The sequence below is a fragment of the Bacillus aerius genome, assembly GCF_029894105.1.
Taxonomy (GTDB): domain Bacteria; phylum Bacillota; class Bacilli; order Bacillales; family Bacillaceae; genus Bacillus; species Bacillus altitudinis.
This window is the reverse complement of the sequence record NZ_JARYHO010000001.1, coordinates 1496598-1517026: the sequence shown is the minus strand read 5'-3', so window position 1 is coordinate 1517026 and position 20429 is coordinate 1496598. Positions and strand designations below refer to the sequence as shown.

18 protein-coding genes and 1 riboswitch are annotated in these 20429 nt (G+C 43.8%); of the genes, 1 reads left to right on the top strand and 17 read right to left on the bottom strand.

The annotated features are described in order from the left end of the window. Window positions 1-27: 27 nt before the first annotated feature. Entirely contained in the window at window positions 28-2703 is a 2676-nt protein-coding gene (locus M2353_RS07800) for a calcium-translocating P-type ATPase, SERCA-type (RefSeq protein ID WP_284725218.1), read from the bottom strand. Window positions 2704-2868: 165 nt separating this feature from the next. Here M2353_RS07800 and M2353_RS07795 point away from each other — a divergent pair, with 165 nt between their 5' ends. After that, window positions 2869-4578, top strand: coding sequence for an Rqc2 family fibronectin-binding protein (locus tag M2353_RS07795; RefSeq protein WP_047947050.1), 1710 nt, complete (start codon window positions 2869-2871; stop codon window positions 4576-4578). Between the two features lie 31 nt (window positions 4579-4609). Here M2353_RS07795 and M2353_RS07790 read toward each other — a convergent pair whose 3' ends face one another. The 16 genes from M2353_RS07790 to M2353_RS07715 all read right to left on the bottom strand — a co-directional run bounded on the left by M2353_RS07790 (window position 4610) and on the right by M2353_RS07715 (window position 20353). Next, window positions 4610-5113 carry a precorrin-2 dehydrogenase/sirohydrochlorin ferrochelatase family protein gene (locus M2353_RS07790; protein WP_284725217.1) on the bottom strand — a complete coding sequence of 168 codons (504 nt, stop codon included), beginning with the start codon at window positions 5111-5113 and terminating at the stop codon, window positions 4610-4612. Then, window positions 5094-5879, bottom strand: a complete 786-nt coding sequence (locus M2353_RS07785) for a sirohydrochlorin chelatase (protein WP_017367214.1) — start codon at window positions 5877-5879, stop codon at window positions 5094-5096. Before M2353_RS07785 ends, M2353_RS07790 begins: the two co-directional genes overlap by 20 nt. Window positions 5880-5955: 76 nt before the next feature. Beyond that, window positions 5956-6711, bottom strand: coding sequence for a uroporphyrinogen-III C-methyltransferase (gene cobA / locus M2353_RS07780; protein ID WP_035700704.1), 756 nt, complete (start codon window positions 6709-6711; stop codon window positions 5956-5958). A 28-nt stretch (window positions 6712-6739) separates the two neighbouring features. Further along, a complete protein-coding gene (gene cysC / locus M2353_RS07775) occupies window positions 6740-7333 on the bottom strand; it encodes an adenylyl-sulfate kinase (RefSeq protein ID WP_008344911.1) in 594 nt (197 codons plus the stop codon). Between the two features lie 13 nt (window positions 7334-7346). Next, entirely contained in the window at window positions 7347-8483 is a 1137-nt protein-coding gene (sat, locus tag M2353_RS07770) for a sulfate adenylyltransferase (RefSeq protein WP_284725216.1), read from the bottom strand. A 57-nt stretch (window positions 8484-8540) separates the two neighbouring features. Next, window positions 8541-9605: a sulfate permease gene (locus tag M2353_RS07765; RefSeq protein WP_008344915.1), complete on the bottom strand. Its 1065-nt coding sequence runs from the start codon at window positions 9603-9605 to the stop codon at window positions 8541-8543. Between the two features lie 13 nt (window positions 9606-9618). Beyond that, window positions 9619-10320 carry a phosphoadenylyl-sulfate reductase gene (locus M2353_RS07760; protein WP_008344917.1) on the bottom strand — a complete coding sequence of 234 codons (702 nt, stop codon included), beginning with the start codon at window positions 10318-10320 and terminating at the stop codon, window positions 9619-9621. Between the two features lie 45 nt (window positions 10321-10365). Further along, window positions 10366-10470 (bottom strand): DUF2292 domain-containing protein, encoded by a 105-nt coding sequence (locus M2353_RS07755; RefSeq protein ID WP_373367998.1) that lies wholly within the window; start codon window positions 10468-10470, stop codon window positions 10366-10368. 116 nt (window positions 10471-10586) lie between these two features. Beyond that, window positions 10587-10689, bottom strand: a riboswitch (SAM riboswitch). Between the two features lie 158 nt (window positions 10690-10847). Continuing rightward, entirely contained in the window at window positions 10848-11486 is a 639-nt protein-coding gene (pyrE, locus tag M2353_RS07750; RefSeq protein WP_284725215.1) for an orotate phosphoribosyltransferase, read from the bottom strand. Window positions 11487-11493: 7 nt separating this feature from the next. After that, window positions 11494-12198 carry an orotidine-5'-phosphate decarboxylase gene (pyrF, locus tag M2353_RS07745; protein WP_284725214.1) on the bottom strand — a complete coding sequence of 235 codons (705 nt, stop codon included), beginning with the start codon at window positions 12196-12198 and terminating at the stop codon, window positions 11494-11496. Continuing rightward, window positions 12170-13102: a dihydroorotate dehydrogenase gene (locus M2353_RS07740; RefSeq protein ID WP_017359348.1), complete on the bottom strand. Its 933-nt coding sequence runs from the start codon at window positions 13100-13102 to the stop codon at window positions 12170-12172. Before M2353_RS07740 ends, pyrF begins: the two co-directional genes overlap by 29 nt. After that, window positions 13096-13872, bottom strand: a complete 777-nt coding sequence (locus M2353_RS07735; RefSeq protein WP_171465313.1) for a dihydroorotate dehydrogenase electron transfer subunit — start codon at window positions 13870-13872, stop codon at window positions 13096-13098. Before M2353_RS07735 ends, M2353_RS07740 begins: the two co-directional genes overlap by 7 nt. Then, on the bottom strand, window positions 13869-17084 hold the full coding sequence (gene carB, locus M2353_RS07730) for a carbamoyl-phosphate synthase (glutamine-hydrolyzing) large subunit (RefSeq protein ID WP_039166760.1): 3216 nt from the start codon (window positions 17082-17084) through the stop codon (window positions 13869-13871). Before carB ends, M2353_RS07735 begins: the two co-directional genes overlap by 4 nt. Then, window positions 17069-18163, bottom strand: coding sequence for a carbamoyl phosphate synthase small subunit (locus tag M2353_RS07725; RefSeq protein WP_284725213.1), 1095 nt, complete (start codon window positions 18161-18163; stop codon window positions 17069-17071). The genes carB and M2353_RS07725 overlap by 16 nt, the downstream gene beginning before the upstream one ends. Next, window positions 18160-19446, bottom strand: coding sequence for a dihydroorotase (locus M2353_RS07720; RefSeq protein ID WP_035392124.1), 1287 nt, complete (start codon window positions 19444-19446; stop codon window positions 18160-18162). Before M2353_RS07720 ends, M2353_RS07725 begins: the two co-directional genes overlap by 4 nt. Further along, window positions 19430-20353 (bottom strand): aspartate carbamoyltransferase catalytic subunit, encoded by a 924-nt coding sequence (locus M2353_RS07715; RefSeq protein WP_041090575.1) that lies wholly within the window; start codon window positions 20351-20353, stop codon window positions 19430-19432. The genes M2353_RS07720 and M2353_RS07715 overlap by 17 nt, the downstream gene beginning before the upstream one ends. Between the last annotated feature and the right edge of the window lie 76 nt (window positions 20354-20429).

The following is a 20429-nucleotide window of genomic DNA, read 5'->3' as shown; positions in this document are numbered from 1 at the left end:
ATTACCTCAAAATTATACCATAACCAATTATTTTTTTCTTGTCAAAAGTGATCCCGCCAGTAAAAAAGTTGGCAATGCAGACATACCGATGATCAGAAGCCAATCGACTGGTGCGACCGCCACCGTTTTGAAAATTGGCTGAAGCGGCGGATAATAAATGACCACAAGCATCAGCAGCAGGGAAGACACAACAGCGCCGATCAAGTACATATTCCCAAATGGATTGCGTTCAAAAATAGACCGTTCACTGCGGCAGTCAAACACATGAATGAGCTGCGCCAAAACGAGTGTGCTGAATGCAACCGTCTGCGCATATTGAAGATTGTTCGGATCACGGTGATACACAAACATAAAGGCTAACAAAGTGGCAATCCCGATCAGAAACCCTCTTGATATGACCTTCCAACCAAGCCCTCTTGCAAAAATCCCCTCTTTCATGTTCCGCGGCTTTCTCTTCATGACATCGCCTTCTGGTTTATCCATTCCAAGTGCCATAGCCGGCAAGCCGTCTGTGACAAGGTTTACCCACAAAATTTGAATTGGAACGAGAGGCAATGGAAGCGCAAGAAGCATCGCAAACAGCATGACCAAAATCTCTCCCACATTCGATGCCAGCAAATAGCGGACAAATTTGCGAATGTTTTCATAAATATTCCGGCCCTCTTTAATAGCGGATTTAATGGTCGCAAAGTTGTCATCAAGCAAAATAAGAGAAGAAGCTTCTTTGGCAACGTCTGTTCCGGTAATCCCCATGGATATGCCGATATCCGCCTGTTTAATCGCTGGCGCATCATTCACCCCATCACCTGTCATCGCGACAATATGGCCATTTTTTTGATAGGCCTTCACAATTCTCAGTTTATGCTCAGGTGATACACGGGCAAAGACGTACACATCTTCTGCTGTTTGCTCCAGCTCTTTGTCACTTAGCTGATCCAGAGCTTTTCCATCAAGCACCTTTCCTTGCTTCGGTAAGAGACTTAAATCTTTAGCGATCGCTTTAGCCGTTTCTACGTGATCGCCTGTAATCATCACTGTTTTAATGCCAGCATCCCGGCATTCTTTAATCGCTCGTCTCACTTCAGGACGAGGTGGATCAATCATGCCCTCTAGACCGATAAATGTGAGGCCAGTTTCTGCCTGCTGAACAGAGGTAATTTTTTCTGTCAGGCTTACTTTTTTATATGCAATCGCAATGGTTCTAAGCGCTTGTCTTGCTAAACCTTGAATGGCAGCTTCTGTTTCTTGCCGGTGGGCCTTTGAAAATGAGGCGGTGCGTCCGCCGTGCATCATATGACTTGAACGGTTCATCAGCACATCTGGCGCCCCTTTGGCAATGACATACCGCTCCTTCTGATTCGTTTCCACGACGACTGACATCATTTTTCTTTCAGAGTCAAAAGGGAATTCCTCCACCACACGAAATCCCGCTTCGATGAATTGCTCTGTAAAACCCGCTTTACGCGCAGCGGTTAGAAGTGCTCCTTCTGTCGGATCGCCATCAAGTCTCATCTCTCCGTCTTTTTCAACGATGGTCGATGTATTACAAAGTGCTCCGTATAATAGCACCTTTTGCAGGCTTGGATGTTTGTCTACATGGACAAGTTCTCCGTTTAAGGTAAAATCACCTGACGGCTCGTACCCAGTGCCAGAAATATTCCACGTTTTCCCCTCTGCCCATACATGTGTCACTGTCATTTTATTTTGTGTCATTGTGCCTGTTTTATCTGAGCAAATAATCGAAGCGCAGCCAAGTGTTTCCACAGCCGGCAGCTTTCTGACAATGGATCTTTGTTTAATCATCCGCTGCACACCTAGGGAAAGTGCGACAGTGACGATCGCCGGCAGTCCTTCTGGAATCGCAGCAACAGCGAGAGATACACCCGCTAAGAACATATGATACAAATCATGACCTTGCACCACACCAAGAACAACCACAAGAACAGTTAAAAATAATGCAGCAACAATTAAAATTTTCCCCAGCTGCTCAAGGCGTCTTTGCAGCGGTGTTTCCATATTACCTGCTGAATCCAGCATACCGGCAATTTGTCCCATCGCCGTATTCATCCCTGTACCAATGACAACCCCTACACCGCTTCCCCTCGTGACAAGCGTCCCCATAAAGGCCATGTTCGTCAAATCTCCAAGTGAGACATGATCTCGCGAGAGCGGACTCGCATGTTTGACCGCTGGGATGGACTCTCCAGTGAGGGCAGATTCTTCGATTTCCAAACTCTTTGTTTCTAGTAATCTGATATCTGCCCCAATTCGGTCCCCGCTTGAAAACTTCACAATATCTCCCGGCACGAGGTGCTTGGATGGGATCTTGACCCATTCATTGTTTCTCCTTGCATAGACATGCGGCGTTGATAATTCCTTTAGTGCTTGGAGGGACTTTTCCGCACGGCGTTCCTGATAAAAGCCAAGCACACCATTTATCAGCACAATCGCCACAATCGCCACAGCATCAATGTATTCACCTAAAAAAGCAGAAATAATCGTTGCCGCAAGCAGGATTAACACCATAAAGTCTTTAAATTGCGCTAAAAAAATAACGAACGCCGACGCCTTTTTCCCTTCCTGCAATTCATTTGGCCCATGCTTTTCAAGCCGCTTTTGCACATCTTTTTCTGACAGTCCGTCACCTATCGATGTATTCATTGTTTTTAATAAATCGGTTTGGTTCAGTTCATGCCAATTCATTTGACCTCGTCCACTCCTCTTTTGTTCTCTCTCTTATGCAGTGTTCTATAAGCCAGTTTATTCAGACTCGTCCTAAATCATGCTATAATAATAAGACTGCCTAAAGAACGAGAAAACGTAAGGTTCTTTCAGTAGATTTGTGTGAAAGAAGAGGGTGTATCCAACATGTCATTTGACGGCATTTTTACATACGGTATGACAAATGAATTGCAAGAAACATTAACTGGCGGAAGAATTTCGAAAATACATCAGCCATACAAGCATGAGCTGATTTTTCATATCCGGTCAAAGGGGAAGAATCATAAGCTTCTTTTATCCGCTCACCCGAGCTATGCAAGGGTACAGCTCACTGAGCACCATGATGATAATCCGAGCGAACCGCCAATGTTTTGTATGCTCCTCAGAAAACATCTTGAGGGTGGGTTCATTGAACGTTTTGAACAAATTGGGTTAGATCGGGTGATCGTGCTGCACGTGCGAAGCCGAAATGAAATTGGCGATGAACAAACCCGTAAGCTATATATTGAAATTATGGGCAGGCACAGCAACTTAATTCTCGTGGAGGACGAAACGGAGCAGATCATTGACGGACTGAAACATCTTTCTCCATCTGTGAACAGCTATCGAACGGTGCTACCAGGACATCAATATCTTCTGCCGCCGGCACAGCAAAAGCTGAATCCTTTTGACGTGACGAAGGAAGATATTTTAAAGCATTTACGTTTTCAAGAAGGGAAAATCGCCAATCAAATTGTCGATACATTCTCTGGGGTTTCTCCGCTGTTTGCTAAGGAAGCTGTCCACAGGGCCGGTCTTGCCAATCAGGAAACGATTCCAAGTACATTGCTCGAGATGTTTCAGCTCATTCAGGCGCATTCTTTTACCCCTCAGCTCACGAGAAAAGATGGGAAAGAGTATTTTTATTTATTAGAACTTCAGCACGTCGATGGTGACATGAAGACATTTGATTCTCTTAGCGAGCTACTTGACCGTTTTTATTTCGGAAAAGCTGAAAGAGACAGAGTCAAACAGCAGGCGGCTGATCTTGAACGTTTTGTTGCCAATGAAAAAAAGAAAAATGAAAACAAGCTGAAAAAACTAACAAGAACACTTGAAGAATCTCAAAATGCGCATAAGTATCAGCTTTATGGTGAATTGCTTACTGCCAATATATATGCGATTAAAAAAGGGGATAAAGAAGCGACTGTCATCAATTATTATGATGAAGAAGGCGGAGAGATCACGATCCCGCTCAAAACAAACAAAACCCCTTCTGAAAATGCGCAAGCGTATTTTACAAAATACCAAAAGGCAAAAAATGCAGTAGAGGCCGTAAATGAACAAATTGAGCGAACACATGAAGAAATTGCTTATTTTGACGAGCTGATCCAGCAGCTGTCCTCTGCCTCACCAAAAGATTTAGAGGAAATAAGAGAAGAACTGGTGGAAGGAAAATATTTGCGTCCCAAACAAAAACGCAATGCCAAAAAGAAAAAACCATCGGCCATTCAGCTTGAAGCATATGAATCCTCTCAAGGTGTTCCGATTCTCGTTGGAAAAAACAACAAGCAAAACGAATATTTGACCACAAAGGCGGCAGCTCGTGATGACATTTGGCTGCACACAAAGGATATTCCTGGATCACATGTCGTCATTCGTCACAAAGCACCTGATGAACAAACCTTGCTTGAAGCGGCACAAATTGCTGCCTACTTCTCGAAGGCAAAAGAATCAAGCTCCGTCCCTGTCGATTATACGAAAATCCGGCATGTGAAAAAACCAAACGGAGCAAAACCGGGCTTTGTCACATATGATCAGCAGCAAACGTTGTTTGTGACGCCTGATGAGGATGTTGTCCTAAAGCTGAGAAAATAAAAAAAAGCCGGTTAAATCTTTAGATGAGATTTTATCGGCTTTTTCTTTGTCTTTTTTTTCTTTCTATATAGAGCTCATCCAGTGCATCTACATCCTCTTGTTCAAGCAAGGTCTCAATGGCCGCAGCCAGCTGTTTAGTGCGGGCTGGGCTTGCACCACTCGTAGATATGGAGATTGTTACTTTTCCTGCCCTTACAACCTTTGGCACAATCACATTGCCTAGCTCTGACTGGCTCACACAGTTGACGAGCTGATGAGGAAGCGCTGATTGCGTCATCCACTCGTTTACTGAAGGATCGTCTGTAGCAGCGACAATTAAAAATGCATCCTTTACATCTTCCGCATCCACTTTCTTTTTCTTCCAAGTCAGCTGATATGTCTCAATGAGATTCGCCATTTCATCACAAATGTCAGGGCTCACAATGGTTATGCTGCATGGCTCCATGCATAGCGCACTCGTCCTTCTAGCCGCAACCCTTCCACCGCCGACAATTAGCACGTGTTTATTGGTTAGATCAAGATGAACTGGAAGCATGGCTTTCTCCTTGAAACCGAAACGCATCCTCTTTGTTTAAGATGGTTTCCTGCACACGTTCAATATAAGCTGCTTTTACATGGGGATGAAACCCAATATATCGGCAGACACGGACATCTCGCAGCCGCTCTCTCGCCTGATTCGCTTCACTCTCAATCTCTTTCATTAAAATGCCGGTAAATAAAAGATAAGGCACGAGATAGACAGGCGTATCGTCATCTACTGTTAACTGTGCTAAGACGTCACGATAATTCGGTTCACACGCTGTAATAAAACACGGAAAAACCTCTGCACAAGGCAACATGCTTCGGACATCATCTGCAATGCCAAACACATCCCGCTTTACATCTGGATCAGAGCTTCCACGGCCAATTAAGAGAATTTTTGCGTGCTCTCCCTTGTATCCTGCTTCTTCAATCCTTGCAATAACCGCTTTCGTGACTTCTTGGTTCACGCCTATAGGTCTTCCATATGTCACCTTCACTTGTGGGAAACGTTTTTGTACTTTCACAATCTCATCTGGAATATCTGATTTGGCATGCATGGCAGTTAAAAGGAGGAGCGGGACGATCGCAATGTGGGTTGCTCCTTTTTGTACACAAGTCTCAAACCCTTCTTCGATTGAAGGGTCCGTCAACTCTAAAAAACAAATTTCTTGGATATCTGCTTCCACTAACGGCATACAGCTTTTCATAAAAGAAATGGCTTTATCCTGTGCTTCTTTTACCCTGCTTCCATGCCCAACATAAAGGACAGCTTGTTTCATTTGACTCCTCCTTGCAACCCTAGTTTTATTCAGACGAAAAGACACGATGTCCACACGTGTCTTTTCACCTTTGTTCTCATTTCTCAATCAGTGCTGGTTCAAACCAGTTCAACTTTTGATGAAAGTGAACGACATCTCCTACCACGATTAAACTTGGGTGCTCGATCCCTTCTTTTTCAACCGTTTCAGATAGTGTCGCCACCGTGCAGCAAGTCGTCTTTTGCCTTGTGGTCGTTCCCCAGTGAATAAACGCAGCTGGGGTTTCAGGATTCCGCCCATTTTTCAAAAGCAGCCGCTGGACTCTTTCCACGTTTTTGACGCCCATGTAAATGACAAGGGTATCAATCCCCGTCGCCAGCGCTTCCCACTTTTCTTCAAAATGTTCATCCTTTTGATAATGCCCTGTCACAAACGCAACATTTGAGCTGAATTCTCGGTGCGTGACTGGAATGCCTGCATAAGCAGCCGCTGCAATGCCAGAAGTAATCCCCGGGACAACTTCATACGGAATACCATGCTCAGCTAAGCATTCGATTTCTTCACCGCCACGGCCAAATACAAAGGGATCACCGCCTTTTAGACGAACGACTATGTTCCCTTCCTTCGCATGAGCAACAAGTGCTTCGTTAATCGCTTCCTGTCTCATCGTATGATGATTCGGCAGTTTGCCGCAATAGATCAACTCCGCCTCCGGTTTGGCATGGGCAAGAATCTCTTGATTGACAAGTCGATCATATAAAATGACATCTGCCTGCTGTATTGCCTTATGGGCCTTTAGCGTAATTAAGTCTGGGTCACCCGGTCCGGCACCAACAATGTATACTTTCCCCATCTTGCTTTCTCCCCCTGCCATCAGGCGATTATTTCGTTTTATCCTTTACATAATCAACAAGGCGCTGTTTTGACTCCTCGCGTGATAATTCACCTGTATCTAGGACGAGCTCAGGCGCAGCTGGCTCTTCGTATGGTGAATCGATTCCCGTGAAAAATGGAATTTCGCCGTTTCTTGCTTTTTTATATAATCCCTTTGGATCACGCTCTTCACACACGTTCAGATCACATTTCACAAACACTTCGTGAAATTCTCCGTCTTCGACTAACTGTCTTACGATTTGGCGGTCTTCTTGAAATGGTGAAATAAAAGCAGTAATGACAATCGTTCCTTGCTCAACAAATAATTTCGCCACTTCACCGATGCGCCGAATGTTCTCTTTTCTGTCGTCATCTGAAAAGCCTAAGTCTTTATTGAGTCCATGGCGTACGTTATCGCCATCAAGGACTGTCACTTGGTACCCCTGTTCAAACAGCTCTCGAGCCGCTGCGTTGGCGATCGTCGATTTACCTGAACCGCTTAGACCTGTCAGCCAAATGATCCCGCTTGTATGGTTGTTTTTCTGTTGATATTCTTTTTTAGTAATAGATGAATCATGCCACACGATATGTTCGTTGCTCATGTCATATCCTCCTTTAAAATACCGTCGTTTTTAATCCTTCGATTAATGTTTCAATGACTTCTTTTCGGCTGAACGTGCTCGGTGGTAATTCACCATTTCTCAGCATCGTTCTTACCTTTGTACCTGAGAGAATGACATGTTCGCTTTTATCATGTGGGCATGTTTTTGGTGTTGCCATGGCTTCACATGTATTGCAGTAAAAGCTGTGCTCAAATTTTAATGGTGTGATCCCAATTTCTTCGCTTGTAAATTGTTCAAATAGCTCCTGCGCTTCGTATGTGCCGTAATAATCACCAACACCCGCATGATCTCTGCCGACAATAAAATGTGTACAGCCATAATTTTTACGCACAAGCGCATGAAAAATCGCTTCCTTTGGTCCAGCATAACGCATGGCAGCAGGAAAAACACCTAAAAAGACGCGGTCTTTCGGGTAATAACCGTTCAGTAACACTTGATAGCTTTTCATTCTTACATCTGCTGGAATATCATCAGATTTTGTTTCACCAACAAGTGGATTTAGAAATAGACCATCCACTGTTTCCAGTGCTGTCTTTTGAATGTATTCATGCGCACGATGGACTGGGTTTCTCGTTTGGAAACCAACAATGGTTTTCCAGCCGTTTTCTTTAAAATGTTTTCTTGTTTCTTCTGGCTCATACGTAAATTGCGGGAAAGGTTTTTCACTGCGTTTCGTCAGTGTAATTTTACCACCAATATACGTATCACCGCGTTCAAATAATTTTTTCACGCCTGGGTGATTGCGGTCATCTGTTTTATACACATTCACTGCTTCTTTTTCCTTATCAGGTGTGTATTGATCTTCCACCTCAATGACCCCGTATACTGTTCCATTATACGATAGACGAACAATGTCACCTCGATTGATCTCCGCTGCTTTTTCCTTTGTGACAGGCAAAGTAATCGGAAGAGACCAAACGACACCACTTGCTAGTCGCATACTGCTGACAACTGCTTCATAATCAGCTTTCGTTAAAAACCCTTCAATTGGACTATACCCGCCAATTGCGATGAGTTCAAGGTCTGCAAAAGAGATGGCATCCAGCTCGATTTCTTTCGCAGCTGTGCTTAGATCAAATTCTTCATTTACTCGATTAATTAATACGCCACCATGTGGTGTTAAACTCATTTGTTCATCTTCCTCTCAATGTTCATATTTATTAGATGTTAATAGTCGGATTTATATTTAAATCCCGCCGCCCTGTTCATGAATCGAGCTGCTCTCATTTTTAACTGCCTTCATAAGACTCAGTGCACCTAGTGAAGCAAGCAGTACACTCATCATGATAAAGATAGAGTAATAGTCTCCTTTTAAGAAAAGGCTTACCAACAAATAAGATAGACTAAGTGATAAGAAAGGTGACACAACCCATACCTTCAGCATTTTTTTCACAACATGTTTATGAAAAATGTTCGGTCCACCCTTTGCCATACCAAGCCCAATAATGGACGAGGAGGTAATTTGAGTAAGGGGAACAGGGAGTCCGAATATAGAGCTGACGATGACAAGTCCTGCACCGGTGCTCGATAATAGAATGCCTTCACCCGTTTGATAGCGTGTAATTTTCTTTCCATTTGTTTCTAGTACCCTTCTTCCTAGAAGCAGCGCCCCAATGGCCACAAAGATTCCGCCGTAAAGGGTTCCTTGCCCGACTGATAAAACACCTGACGCGACAAGCGGGCCGACCGCATTGGCGACATTGTTCATGCCGGCTGAAAACGCTTCTAAAAACCCACTGATAATCAAAACAACAGATAAGATCAATGTTCCTTTTTTGGATAATGTCCGTTTAGGGAACAATCTGATGATTTTGACAACAGCAAAGGTAAAAACAAAGGCAACAATCGGAATAATCACCCAAAAAGAGACAATGACTAAGATCGATTTCACATACAGCACTTTATATGCGGCTGCCACACCGACCACAGCTCCTACTGTGACCTCACTTGTGGATAAAGGAATGGCCAAGAGATTCGCTATGAAAAGTGATAATGCGGCCGAGCCAATGATGATACACACAATTTCAAGTGTGATGACAGATTCAGGCATAATCCCGGAGCTGATCGTTTTGACGACCTCGCCGCCGCCAATCACTGAACCTGCTAATATTCCAACTGCACAAACGCTGAGCGCGTATATTGGCTTTTTGATCGCACCTGAACCATATGCGATGCCCATCGAAGCGGCTGCTCCGCTTGCGCCAATATTTAAAGCAAAGAATAAGCTAAATAAAATTGCGGCGATTTCCATACATTATGCTCCCTTACTCATGTAATCCGCACTCAGTCTTTGCTGTCCCTGACCATCTTCCAGAACGCAAATCATCAGCAGTAAATGCCGGCTGTGTACAAGGTGCACACCCGATGCTTGGATATCCTTGGTCATGCAGCGGATTATAAGTAAGATCCTCTCTAGACGCATATCTCCATATGTCCTTCCACGTCCAGTGGATGAGCGGACATACTTTGACTGATTGGAATTTTTCATCCTTATTTAAGAAGTTCGTACCTGCTCGTTTAGGCGACTGCTCTCTTCTTAAACCAGACAGCCATGCCGGATAGCCAGATAGTGCCTCTTGCAATGGAATGACCTTTCTCATATGGCAGCAGCTTTGAGGATTCGTTTCCCATAATTTATCACCATGCTGCTCATTCTGCTCTTCCACCGTCAGCTCAGGTGTTTTCAGCACGATGTCTAACCCAGGATATCTTTCCTTAACTGCATCAATGGTGTCGTATGTTTCCTTGAAATGCAGACCTGTATCTAAAAAGACAATTCTTGCATCTTTTTTTACTTTCGCAATAAGATCGATCAGGACAATGCCCTCAATGCCAAAACTGCATGCATAAACGAGCTGATCACCATAGTGGCCGTACGCCCATTTCAGCACAGATAGGGCCCCTTTATACAAATCGTCCTCTTGAAATGTAATGGACGGCTCTTGCCAATTTTCATAAGTTAACATTGTTTCTCCCCTTCCGGAGTACTGCTTCTATTGCTATTCTCCGCACTACTTTAATCTGATTTTTTCATTTTTTTCCACTTGAATCACTTGACCGTCCTGAACGACCAACGTAATTGAACCGAATTTCATATCCCCAATCAGCTCTTGCATATGCTTCACTAAGTCCTCATCCTGGTTTTGTTTCAGTTCCATCTCCTCTTCCTCCTCACCGTTAAAATAAAAAAACTTTCTTTCAGTCCGAAAGAAAGATGAGGAAGCTCACGATTTCCTTATCTTTCAAAATAGAATCATTTTGCAGGAAGTAGCACCTTGCAAATCGCAGGTTGCCGGGCTTCATCGGGCCAGTCCCTCCACCTCTCTGGATAAGAGTTTTAATTTGTATTAAATATTAACACAATTCAAACAAAAGTCAACCCGACTTTATTGATAGGATTAGTTTTTATTTAAATTTGAGTCTATTTTACTATTTTTAACCAAATAAAAAACTGTGCAGCGCAGCACAGCTTTTTTAAAACAAGACAAGCTTTTTAGACCGTTTCTTCCATCCAAGATTCAGACGAAGGATCCTGTCTCCAGCGTTTTAGTTTATTCATAGCAGAAGGCTCGATTGCTTTTAGCTCAAGTGCCACTTCTGTCAGTGTGTCATAGTCTGTCAGCGTGACATAGGGAATGTTTTTCTCTTGAAAAGCCGCAGCTGCTTTTGGCAGTCCATAAGTGAAGATCGCAACAACTCCGAGTACGTCACAGCCTTCGTCTTCTAGAGCAGCCACAACTTCAAGAACGCTGCCTCCAGTTGAGATGAGGTCTTCTACGACAACCACCTTTTGTCCAGGTGATACGGCTCCTTCAATTTGATTTCCTTTTCCGTGTGCTTTTGGTTTACTTCTTACATAACACATCGGTACATTCAGACGATCAGCTGCTAATGCCGCATGAGGAATGCCAGCTGTAGCTGTACCTGCGACAACTTCCGCTCCTTCAAAATGAGTGAGAATCAAGTCTTTTAAACCTTCCGCAATGTCCCCTCTGACCTCAGGATAAGACAAGGTGAGGCGATTGTCACAGTAAATCGGTGATTTGATACCGCTCGCCCATGTAAATGGTTCGTCTGGTTTTAAAGAGACAGCTTTGATTTGTAATAAATGCTTCGCGATTTTCGTTTTCATCCGGCAGTCACTCCCACTCTTTCAAAATTTGTTGATAAGCTTCCACTGGGTTTGTGGCTTTTGTGATCGATCTTCCCACAACAATCTGTGAAACACCCTGTTCTTTGGCAAAGGCAGGTGTCGCCACACGCTTTTGGTCATCCGTTTGATCATTTGGTAAGCGAATTCCTGGCGTCACAGTGAGAAAGGAAGGAGAGATTTGTTCATGAAGCTGTTTTGATTCATGAACAGAGCACACCACACCATCAAGTCCACTTTCATATGCCAATTGTCCATAATGAAGCACCGCCTCTTGCAATGGGCGGTCAATTAGTAATTCTTTTTTCATCATATCTTCTGACGTGCTTGTCAGCTGGGTCACTGCAATAATAGCCGGGCGATTTTGCCCGGCAGGGGTTCCGCTTTCAAGCCCCTCTACGGCCGCCTGCATCATTCTTTTCCCGCCGGCTGCATGTACATTCACCAAATCAACACCAAGTGCAGCAAGCCTGTTCATCGCTTTTTGCACAGTTGTTGGAATGTCATGAAGCTTCAGATCAAGGAAAATACGGCAATTTTTTTCTTTCAGTGCGTCAATAATGGCAGGACCTTCTTGGTAAAACAGCTCCATGCCGACCTTTACGAATAATAGAGTGCCTTCAAAACGATCTATAAAGGCGTGCGCCTCCTGTCCTGATGGAAAATCAAGCGCGATGATGGGCAAGTGCTTCATGTTTCCAGCTCCTTCCGATGCATTCCTCTACAGATGAATACCCATAAGCCGCTAACACATTCGGCAGTTCATCAATGATTTCCGGGCATATAAATGGGTTCACAAAATTGGCTGTCCCAACAGCTACCGCACTTGCGCCAGCTAGTAAAAATTCAAGTACATCTTCAGCGCTTTGCACCCCGCCCATCCCAATAATCGGAATAGAAACGGCCTGACTGACCTCATGCACCATTCGGATGGCAACAGGTTTTACAGCAGGACCTGATAATCCACCTGTTTTATTGGCAAGAATGGGTTTGCCTGTTTTTAAATCTAAACGCATCCCAATCAAGGTATTGATCATGGTGAGTCCATCCGCTCCAGCCGATTCAATCGCTTTAGCAATCTCAACGATATTGGCTACATTAGGTGACAGTTTCACATAAACAGGAACGGAGGAAACTTCCTTGACGGCTTTTGTCAATGTAGCCGCCATTTCTGGATCGGTCCCAAAGGCAATTCCACCTGTTTTCACATTCGGACACGAGATATTCAGTTCAAGGGCGTGAACATTGCTTGCTTGACTAATTTGCTTTGCTACTTCAACATAATCATCAACTTGTGATCCAGCAACATTGGCAATAATAGGGGTATCGAACTGCTCAAGCCAAGGTAATTCATGTTCAAGCACGCCTTTTAGACCTGGATTTTGGAGACCAATCGCATTCAGCATACCGGCTCCTGTCTCAGCTACCCTCGGTGTCGGGTTGCCAAATCTCGGTTCAAGGGTCGTGGCTTTAATCATGATGCCGCCCAGCAAGGAAAGGTCATATAATGATGCGAATTCTTTTCCAAATCCAAAACAGCCTGATGCAGGAATGATTGGATTTTTTAAAGATAAGCCGGGTAATTCGATGTTTAGCATGATAGCGCCACCTCCTCCGCTTTAAAAACAGGTCCATCCAGACAAACTTTAACGTACGGTTTCTCGTGCTGATCGGTATGACAGACACAAGCAAAGCATGCACCGATTCCGCAGCCCATTCGTTCTTCCATTGAAATATAGACAGGCTTATCGGGATAAGAGTCTTTTAGTGCTTTTAACATAGGTGTCGGTCCACAGGAAAGCAAGACATCAAAGTCCAGCTCATTCTCTTCAATGACATTTGTCACGAAACCTTTCGAACCATATGTCCCATCAACGGTTGCGATAAACGTATCTCCGAGTGCTTGAAACTTCTCCTCATAAAATACATCCTTTTTCGATTGAAAACCGAGAACATGTTTTACGATGACGCCTTTTTTCGTTAACCGCTTAGACAGTTCATATAGCGGAGGCACACCGATTCCTCCACCGACTAATAATGCGGTCTGTCCGGCCTGAACGACTGAAGGGTCATAGCCGTTTCCAAGCGGTCCTAACACATCGACTGATTCTCCCGCCCGCTTTTGGGAAAGGAGCTTTGTGCCCTCTCCCTCTGCGCGGTAAATGATGGTTGCTTCTTGCTTTTCGGCATGAATATCGGCAATACTGATCGGTCTTCTCAGCAGCGGTGTCATGGATTCACTGACCTTTATATGAAGAAACTGTCCAGCTGTTTGAAAGGATTCAACAAGATCACCCTTTAATGTCATTTCGTAAATATGATCAGCGATCTCTCGGTTCGAGACGACCGTCAAGTATGCTTTTTTCATATCGTTACTGTCACCTCAGCATTCGTTTTCACTTCTGGCATTTCATCTGCTCTAAATGTCATGCTCTCTAGCACTCTTAAAATCGCTTCCGCTGTATCTAGTGACGTTAAGCAAGCGACACCATTTTCAACAGATTCACGTCTAATTCTAAAGCCGTCTCTTGCTGGCTGTTTTCCTTTTGTTAAGGTGTTGATGACAAATTGGGCTTCACCATTTCGAATGACATCCAGCAGATTCTTTCCTTCTTCTCCTATTTTGCCGACAACACTTGATGGAATGGAAGCTTGTTTTAAGTAATTCGCTGTTCCTTCTGTTGCTAAAATATGATAGCCGATGGAATGGAATCTTCTTGCAATCTCAAGTCCTTCTTCTTTATCTTTATCAGCCACTGTCAGGAGAACCGTTCCGTCTTTTGGAATTTGAATGCCTGATGCAATCAGCCCTTTGTAGAGGGCTTTTTCGATTGTGACATCTTTCCCCATGACTTCACCTGTTGATTTCATTTCAGGCCCTAGTGTAATATCTACTCTTCTTAGTTTTGCAAAAGAGAAGACTGGAACTTTAACATATACGCCTTCTTGCTCAACATGAAGCCCTTCTTGGTAGCCATAGTTTTTCAGTTTTTCTCCTAAAATAACCTTTGTAGCTAAGTTCGCCATTGGAATGCCTGTAATTTTACTTAAGAATGGGACAGTCCGGCTTGAACGCGGATTCACTTCAAGTACATACACTTCACCTTTTGATAGAACAAATTGAATGTTCAAAAGCCCAATGATGTTAAGGCCTTTTGCGAGTTTAATCGTGTATTCTGCGATTTTCGCTTTGATGTCCTCAGACAAAGTTTGCGGCGGGTAGACCGCAATGGAGTCTCCAGAGTGAACGCCGGCTCTTTCAATGTGTTCCATAATGCCTGGTATGACAACCGTTTCTCCGTCAGACACAGCATCTACTTCAATTTCTTTTCCTGTCAAATACTTGTCAATGAGCACTGGATGCTGCGGATTGACTTTCACCGCATTCTCCATGTAGTGAAGTAGCTCAGCTTCTTGATACACAATTTCCATTGCACGGCCGCCTAATACATAGGAAGGACGGACAAGCACAGGGTAACCGATTTGATTCGCAATCGCTACTGCCTCTGGCACAGACGTTGCTGTCTTACCATTTGGCTGCGGCACGCCGAGTGTTTCTAATGTTTGTTCAAACTTGTCACGGTTTTCCGCACGGTCAAGGTCTTCAAGCGAAGTTCCAAGAATCTTAACCCCTCTATTTGATAATTCATCTGCTAAGTTAATCGCTGTTTGTCCGCCAAACTGAACAACGACACCTTCTGGTTGTTCAAGGTCGATGATGTGCATCACATCTTCTACAGTGAGTGGTTCAAAGTAGAGCTTATCTGAAATACTAAAGTCTGTTGAGACGGTTTCAGGGTTGTTGTTAATAATAATGGCTTCATAGCCTGCTTGTTTGATTGCCCACACTGAATGAACGGTCGCATAATCGAATTCTACTCCTTGTCCGATTCTGATTGGACCTGAGCCTAGCACGATGACACTTTTCTTATCTGTTCGTTCGGATTCATTTTCATCTTCATATGTGCTGTAGAAATACGGTGTTTCTGATTCAAATTCTGCCGCACATGTGTCCACCATCTTATACACAGGAACGATGCCTGCTTCTGTTCTTAGGTTATAGACATCTGCCTCATTCATATTCCATTCGCGACTAATATAAATATCTGAGAAACCTTTTTCTTTCGCTTCTTTTAAAACGTCTACATTGCCTTTGTTTTCTTTTAGTGTCTTTTCAAAAGCGATGATGCCTTCCAGTTTATGAAGGAAGAAATAATCAATTTTCGAGAATTCATGAATCTGTTCGACAGTATAGCCTCTTCTTAGCGCCTCAGCGATATAAAACAGACGCTCATCTCCTGCTTTGATAATCCGCTTTTCAAGCACTTCGTTCGTAATGTCCGCTTCGTCTTTTAATTCAATGTGATGCACATCCGCTTCAAGTGAACGAACAGCCTTTAAAAGAGACTCTTCTAATGTGCGCCCAATCGCCATGACTTCACCCGTTGCTTTCATTTGTGTTCCAAGTCGTCTGTTGGCAGATTCAAATTTATCGAACGGCCAGCGCGGGATTTTTGAAACAATATAGTCAAGTGCTGGCTCGAACGCTGCATATGTTTTGCCTGTGACTGGGTTCATCATTTCATCAAGTGTTAGGCCGACTGCGATTTTCGCTGCAAGTTTTGCAATTGGATATCCAGTTGCTTTAGACGCAAGAGCAGAAGAACGGCTCACGCGCGGGTTTACTTCGATAATATAGTATTGGAAGCTGTCTGGATCAATCGCCAGCTGTACGTTACATCCGCCTTCAATGCCAAGTGCACGAATCAACTTGAGTGACACATTACGAAGCAGCTGATATTCACGATCACTTAGCGTTTGACTTGGTGCCACAACGATACTGTCACCTGTGTGAATGCCGACAGGATCAAAGTTTTCCATGTTACAAACCACAATGGCATGATCTCCGCTGTCACGCATGACCTCATATTCAATTTCTTTAAAGCCTGCGATACTTTTTTCAAGCAAACATTGTGTCACCGGACTTAACTTCAGTCCATTCTCGACGATTTCTTTTAATTCTTGCTCATTTGTACAAATTCCGCCGCCTGTTCCGCCTAGTGTATAGGCTGGTCTCACAATGACCGGGAAACCGATTTGATCTGTGAATGCCATCGCTTCTTCAAGGTTATGGATGATTTCACTTTCTGGTACAGGTTCATTTAATTCATTCATTAGATTACGGAATAAATCTCTGTCCTCTGCTTTTTGAATAGCTGACAGCTTGGTCCCTAGTACTTCAACACCGCATTCAGCGAGTACACCAAGATCTGATAATTCAACAGCAAGGTTCAATCCAGTTTGTCCGCCAAGTGTCGGCAGAATCGCATCAGGACGTTCTTTTCGAATGATTCGTGTTAAAAATTCTGGTGTCAGTGGTTCGATGTATACCTTATCGGCCATTTCTGTATCCGTCATGATCGTCGCAGGGTTAGAGTTCACAAGAACGACTTCATAGCCCTCTTCTTTTAGCGCTAAGCAAGCCTGTGTGCCTGCATAGTCAAACTCCGCTGCCTGACCGATGATGATTGGACCTGAACCGATCACTAAAATCTTTTTGATATCTACGCGTTTTGGCATACTTCTTCCCCTTCTTTCTCAGTTGTATGAATCATGTCCATGAACTCGTCAAATAAGTAGTTCGCATCTTCTGGACCCGGCGATGCTTCTGGGTGATACTGGACAGTGAATGCTGGTGCATCTTTATGTTTTAATCCTTCAATGGTATTATCATTTAGCGCAATATGTGTGACTTCAAGCACGTCTTCATTAATGGCGCTAACCGTGTAGCCATGGTTTTGAGACGTCAAGGTTACCTTGCCAGTTGCTAGTTCTTTGACTGGGTGATTGGATCCTCTATGCCCAAATTTCATTTTTTCTGTACTTGCGCCGCACGCAAGCGCGAATAACTGGTGTCCTAGGCAGATACCAAAGAGTGGTACCTTTCCAATCAGCTGTTGAATCATTTCAACCGCTTCTGGCACATCGACTGGATCCCCAGGTCCGTTTGAAAGCATGATGCCATCTGGTTTTAACTGTAATACTTCATCTGCCGTGATATTGTATGGCACCACAATGACATCACAATCTCGCTTATTGAGTTCGCGCAAAATGCCATGCTTCATGCCGAAATCGACAAGCACAATTCTTTTGCCTCTTCCTGGGCTTGGATACGCATTTTTCACAGATACTTGGCTTACTTGATCTGTTGGTAGCTGCATTGTTTGAAGGCGGCTCACAACGTCTTCTACTTGTTCATCCGGTCCTGCAAAAGCTCCTCTTAATGTACCTGCACTTCGAATCATGCGCGTGAGCTTGCGTGTATCAATGCCGCTAAGACCCGGGATATTTTTCATTTTTAAATACTCATCAAGTGAGTATGAAGAGCGCCAGTTTGAAGGCTTTTCACAAAGCTCTTTCACGATCAGCCCTTTCACAAACGGTGTGATCGATTCAAAATCATCACGGTTAATGCCGTAGTTGCCGATCAGCGGGTAAGTGAGTGTGACAATTTGTCCGCAGTACGACGGGTCAGACAAAATTTCTTGATAGCCTGTCATCCCTGTGTTAAAGACGACTTCTCCGACTGACGGTTCTAAGCTGCCAAAGCCTGTTCCTTCGAATACTGTTCCGTTTTCTAGCACTAAGCGTCTCTTCATTTTACTAGTCTCCCCTCTTCATAAACGACTTTCCCAGATGCAAGTGTCATGACCGGCCATCCTGATACAGTCAATTTGTCAAACGGTGTATTTTGTCCTTTAGATAAGAAGCTTTTTTTGTCAATTGCCATTTCTTTGTTTAAATCAATCAGTGTGATATCAGCGATTTGACCTTCTTCCAGCTTTCCGTATGGAAGAGCAAAGGCTTCTGCTGGTTTGATGGTCATATAATCAACAAGTTCTTTTAATGTCCATTCCCCTGTTTTCACAAAACGTGTGTACAGAAGCGGGAACGCTGTTTCAAGTCCGACAATCCCAAATGGTGCCCTCTGCATCGTTTCGTTCTTTTCTTCTTCTGTATGCGGTGCATGGTCTGTGGCAATAAAATCAATCGTGCCATCTAAAAGTCCCTCGATCAGTGCCTCGCGATCTTCTGCTCCTCTGAGTGGCGGATTCATTTTATAGTTTGTGTCAAGACCTGGAATGTCTGCATCACATAAGAGAAGGTGATGTGGAGAGACCTCAGCCGTCACACGAATGCCTGCTTTTTTTGCATCGCGTACCACTCGGACGGATTCCTTTGTACTGATATGACATACATGATAATGACAATTCGCTGCTTCTGCTAAGAGGACATCTCTTGCAATATGCACCGATTCACAAATTGACGGTATCCCGTTTAACCCATTTGCTTTTGAAAAGTCTCCTTCATGAACGCATCCTCCATAAATGAGTGAGTTATCTTCACAGTGCGCCACTATGGCTTGATCAAGGCTTGCTGCCTTTTTCATTGCTTCGTACATCATGCCTGCGGTTTGAATACCAACACCGTCATCCGTAAAGGCAAATGCGCCCGCTTCTTTTAACGCTGCAAAGTCTGTCATTTCTTCGCCAATTTGTCTCGTCGTGATGGAAGCGTATGGCAGTACTCTTACAGAGGAGGTCTCTTTGATTCGATTCATCAGCCATTCCATTTGTTCTTTTGTATCTGGAACTGGCCGTGTATTCGGCATTGCTGCAATGGTCGTATACCCGCCTCTTGCTGCTGCCTTAGAACCTGTTTCAATGGTTTCTTTTTTCTCGCCGCCTGGCTCTCTTAAATGCACATGCAGATCAATCAAACCTGGTGATACAAATAGCCCTGCTGCATCAATGACTTCTTCTCCGTCTTCTCTTTCTAAGTGACCCATTGCTTGAATCACTTTTCCTTCTACCCTAATATCCTGCTGCACTCTTTCCCCTGTGCTCGTTAAGATAAAACCGTTTTTAATGAGATATGACATAGACAGAATCTCTCCCTTTTTGATGTAGTCTGCTATTTTGAAAAGCCCTTTTTAACACAGCCATTCGGATATACACACCATTTTCCATTTGTTTGAAAATCCTTGACTGTTTTGACTCTACTAATGAATCATCTATTTCAACACCTCTATTTACTGGTGCTGGATGCATAATAATCGCTCTTTCTTTCATTTTGCTTGCCCTGTCTACTGTTAATCCATAAGTCGATAAGTAACCCTCGTTGCCCATCTTTTCTGAGTGTCTTTCATGCTGAATTCTCAGCAGCATCACCACGTCAGACCGCTTCATGGCTTCGTCCACTTCGACATACGTTCCATGAGGATTTTGTTCATCTTGGAAAGAAGCTGGTCCTGAAAAGAGCACTGTCGCTCCTAGTCTTGCGAGGACTTCAGCATTGGACCTTGCCACCCTGCTATGTTTGATATCACCATGAATCGAGATCGTTAAGCCTTCAAAACCGCCAAACTCTTCATAAATCGTCATCAAGTCCAGCAATGATTGGGTAGGATGCTGACCGCAGCCATCTCCCGCATTAATGATTGGAATCCCGACCTTCCCAATCAGCTCTTTGTAATATTCGTCTGTACTGTCTCTGATGACACATGCCTTGACTCCGATGGATTCAAGTGTTTTCACTGTATCGTAAAGGGTCTCTCCCTTTTGAACAGAGGTACTTGCTGCGTCTAGGTTCAGCACATTCATTCCAAGTTTCTTCTCTGCCACCTCAAAGCTAAAACGCGTTCTTGTACTTGGTTCAAAGAAGAGGTTCGCTACAAATTCACCTGCTAAACCATGTTCCTGTTTCCCTTTTTTCAATGCACATGCTTCTTCAATCAGCTGTAAAATTTCTTCCTTTGACAAGCTGCTCATTGTCGATAAATCATTCATTTTTTCTGCCCCCTCTAGTTTTTCATCACTTTCAGGTTCAAAAAAACCCTAAGCCTCGGCAGCTTAGGGTTCTCCA

Bases quoted from the DNA above. Each gene is read 5' to 3' on its own strand.
- M2353_RS07800 (WP_284725218.1), bottom strand. From the start codon at position 2,703: ATGAATTGGCATGAACTGAACCAAACCGATTTATTAAAAACAATGAAT.
- M2353_RS07795 (WP_047947050.1), top strand. From the start codon at position 2,869: ATGTCATTTGACGGCATTTTTACATACGGTATGACAAATGAATTGCAA.
- M2353_RS07790 (WP_284725217.1), bottom strand. From the start codon at position 5,113: ATGCTTCCAGTTCATCTTGATCTAACCAATAAACACGTGCTAATTGTC.
- M2353_RS07785 (WP_017367214.1), bottom strand. From the start codon at position 5,879: ATGAAACAAGCTGTCCTTTATGTTGGGCATGGAAGCAGGGTAAAAGAA.
- cobA (WP_035700704.1), bottom strand. From the start codon at position 6,711: ATGGGGAAAGTATACATTGTTGGTGCCGGACCGGGTGACCCAGACTTA.
- cysC (WP_008344911.1), bottom strand. From the start codon at position 7,333: ATGAGCAACGAACATATCGTGTGGCATGATTCATCTATTACTAAAAAA.
- sat (WP_284725216.1), bottom strand. From the start codon at position 8,483: ATGAGTTTAACACCACATGGTGGCGTATTAATTAATCGAGTAAATGAA.
- M2353_RS07765 (WP_008344915.1), bottom strand. From the start codon at position 9,605: ATGGAAATCGCCGCAATTTTATTTAGCTTATTCTTTGCTTTAAATATT.
- M2353_RS07760 (WP_008344917.1), bottom strand. From the start codon at position 10,320: ATGTTAACTTATGAAAATTGGCAAGAGCCGTCCATTACATTTCAAGAG.
- M2353_RS07755 (WP_373367998.1), bottom strand. From the start codon at position 10,470: ATGCAAGAGCTGATTGGGGATATGAAATTCGGTTCAATTACGTTGGTC.
- pyrE (WP_284725215.1), bottom strand. From the start codon at position 11,486: ATGAAAACGAAAATCGCGAAGCATTTATTACAAATCAAAGCTGTCTCT.
- pyrF (WP_284725214.1), bottom strand. From the start codon at position 12,198: ATGAAGCACTTGCCCATCATCGCGCTTGATTTTCCATCAGGACAGGAG.
- M2353_RS07740 (WP_017359348.1), bottom strand. From the start codon at position 13,102: ATGCTAAACATCGAATTACCCGGCTTATCTTTAAAAAATCCAATCATT.
- M2353_RS07735 (WP_171465313.1), bottom strand. From the start codon at position 13,872: ATGAAAAAAGCATACTTGACGGTCGTCTCGAACCGAGAGATCGCTGAT.
- carB (WP_039166760.1), bottom strand. From the start codon at position 17,084: ATGCCAAAACGCGTAGATATCAAAAAGATTTTAGTGATCGGTTCAGGT.
- M2353_RS07725 (WP_284725213.1), bottom strand. From the start codon at position 18,163: ATGAAGAGACGCTTAGTGCTAGAAAACGGAACAGTATTCGAAGGAACA.
- M2353_RS07720 (WP_035392124.1), bottom strand. From the start codon at position 19,446: ATGTCATATCTCATTAAAAACGGTTTTATCTTAACGAGCACAGGGGAA.
- M2353_RS07715 (WP_041090575.1), bottom strand. From the start codon at position 20,353: ATGAATGATTTATCGACAATGAGCAGCTTGTCAAAGGAAGAAATTTTA.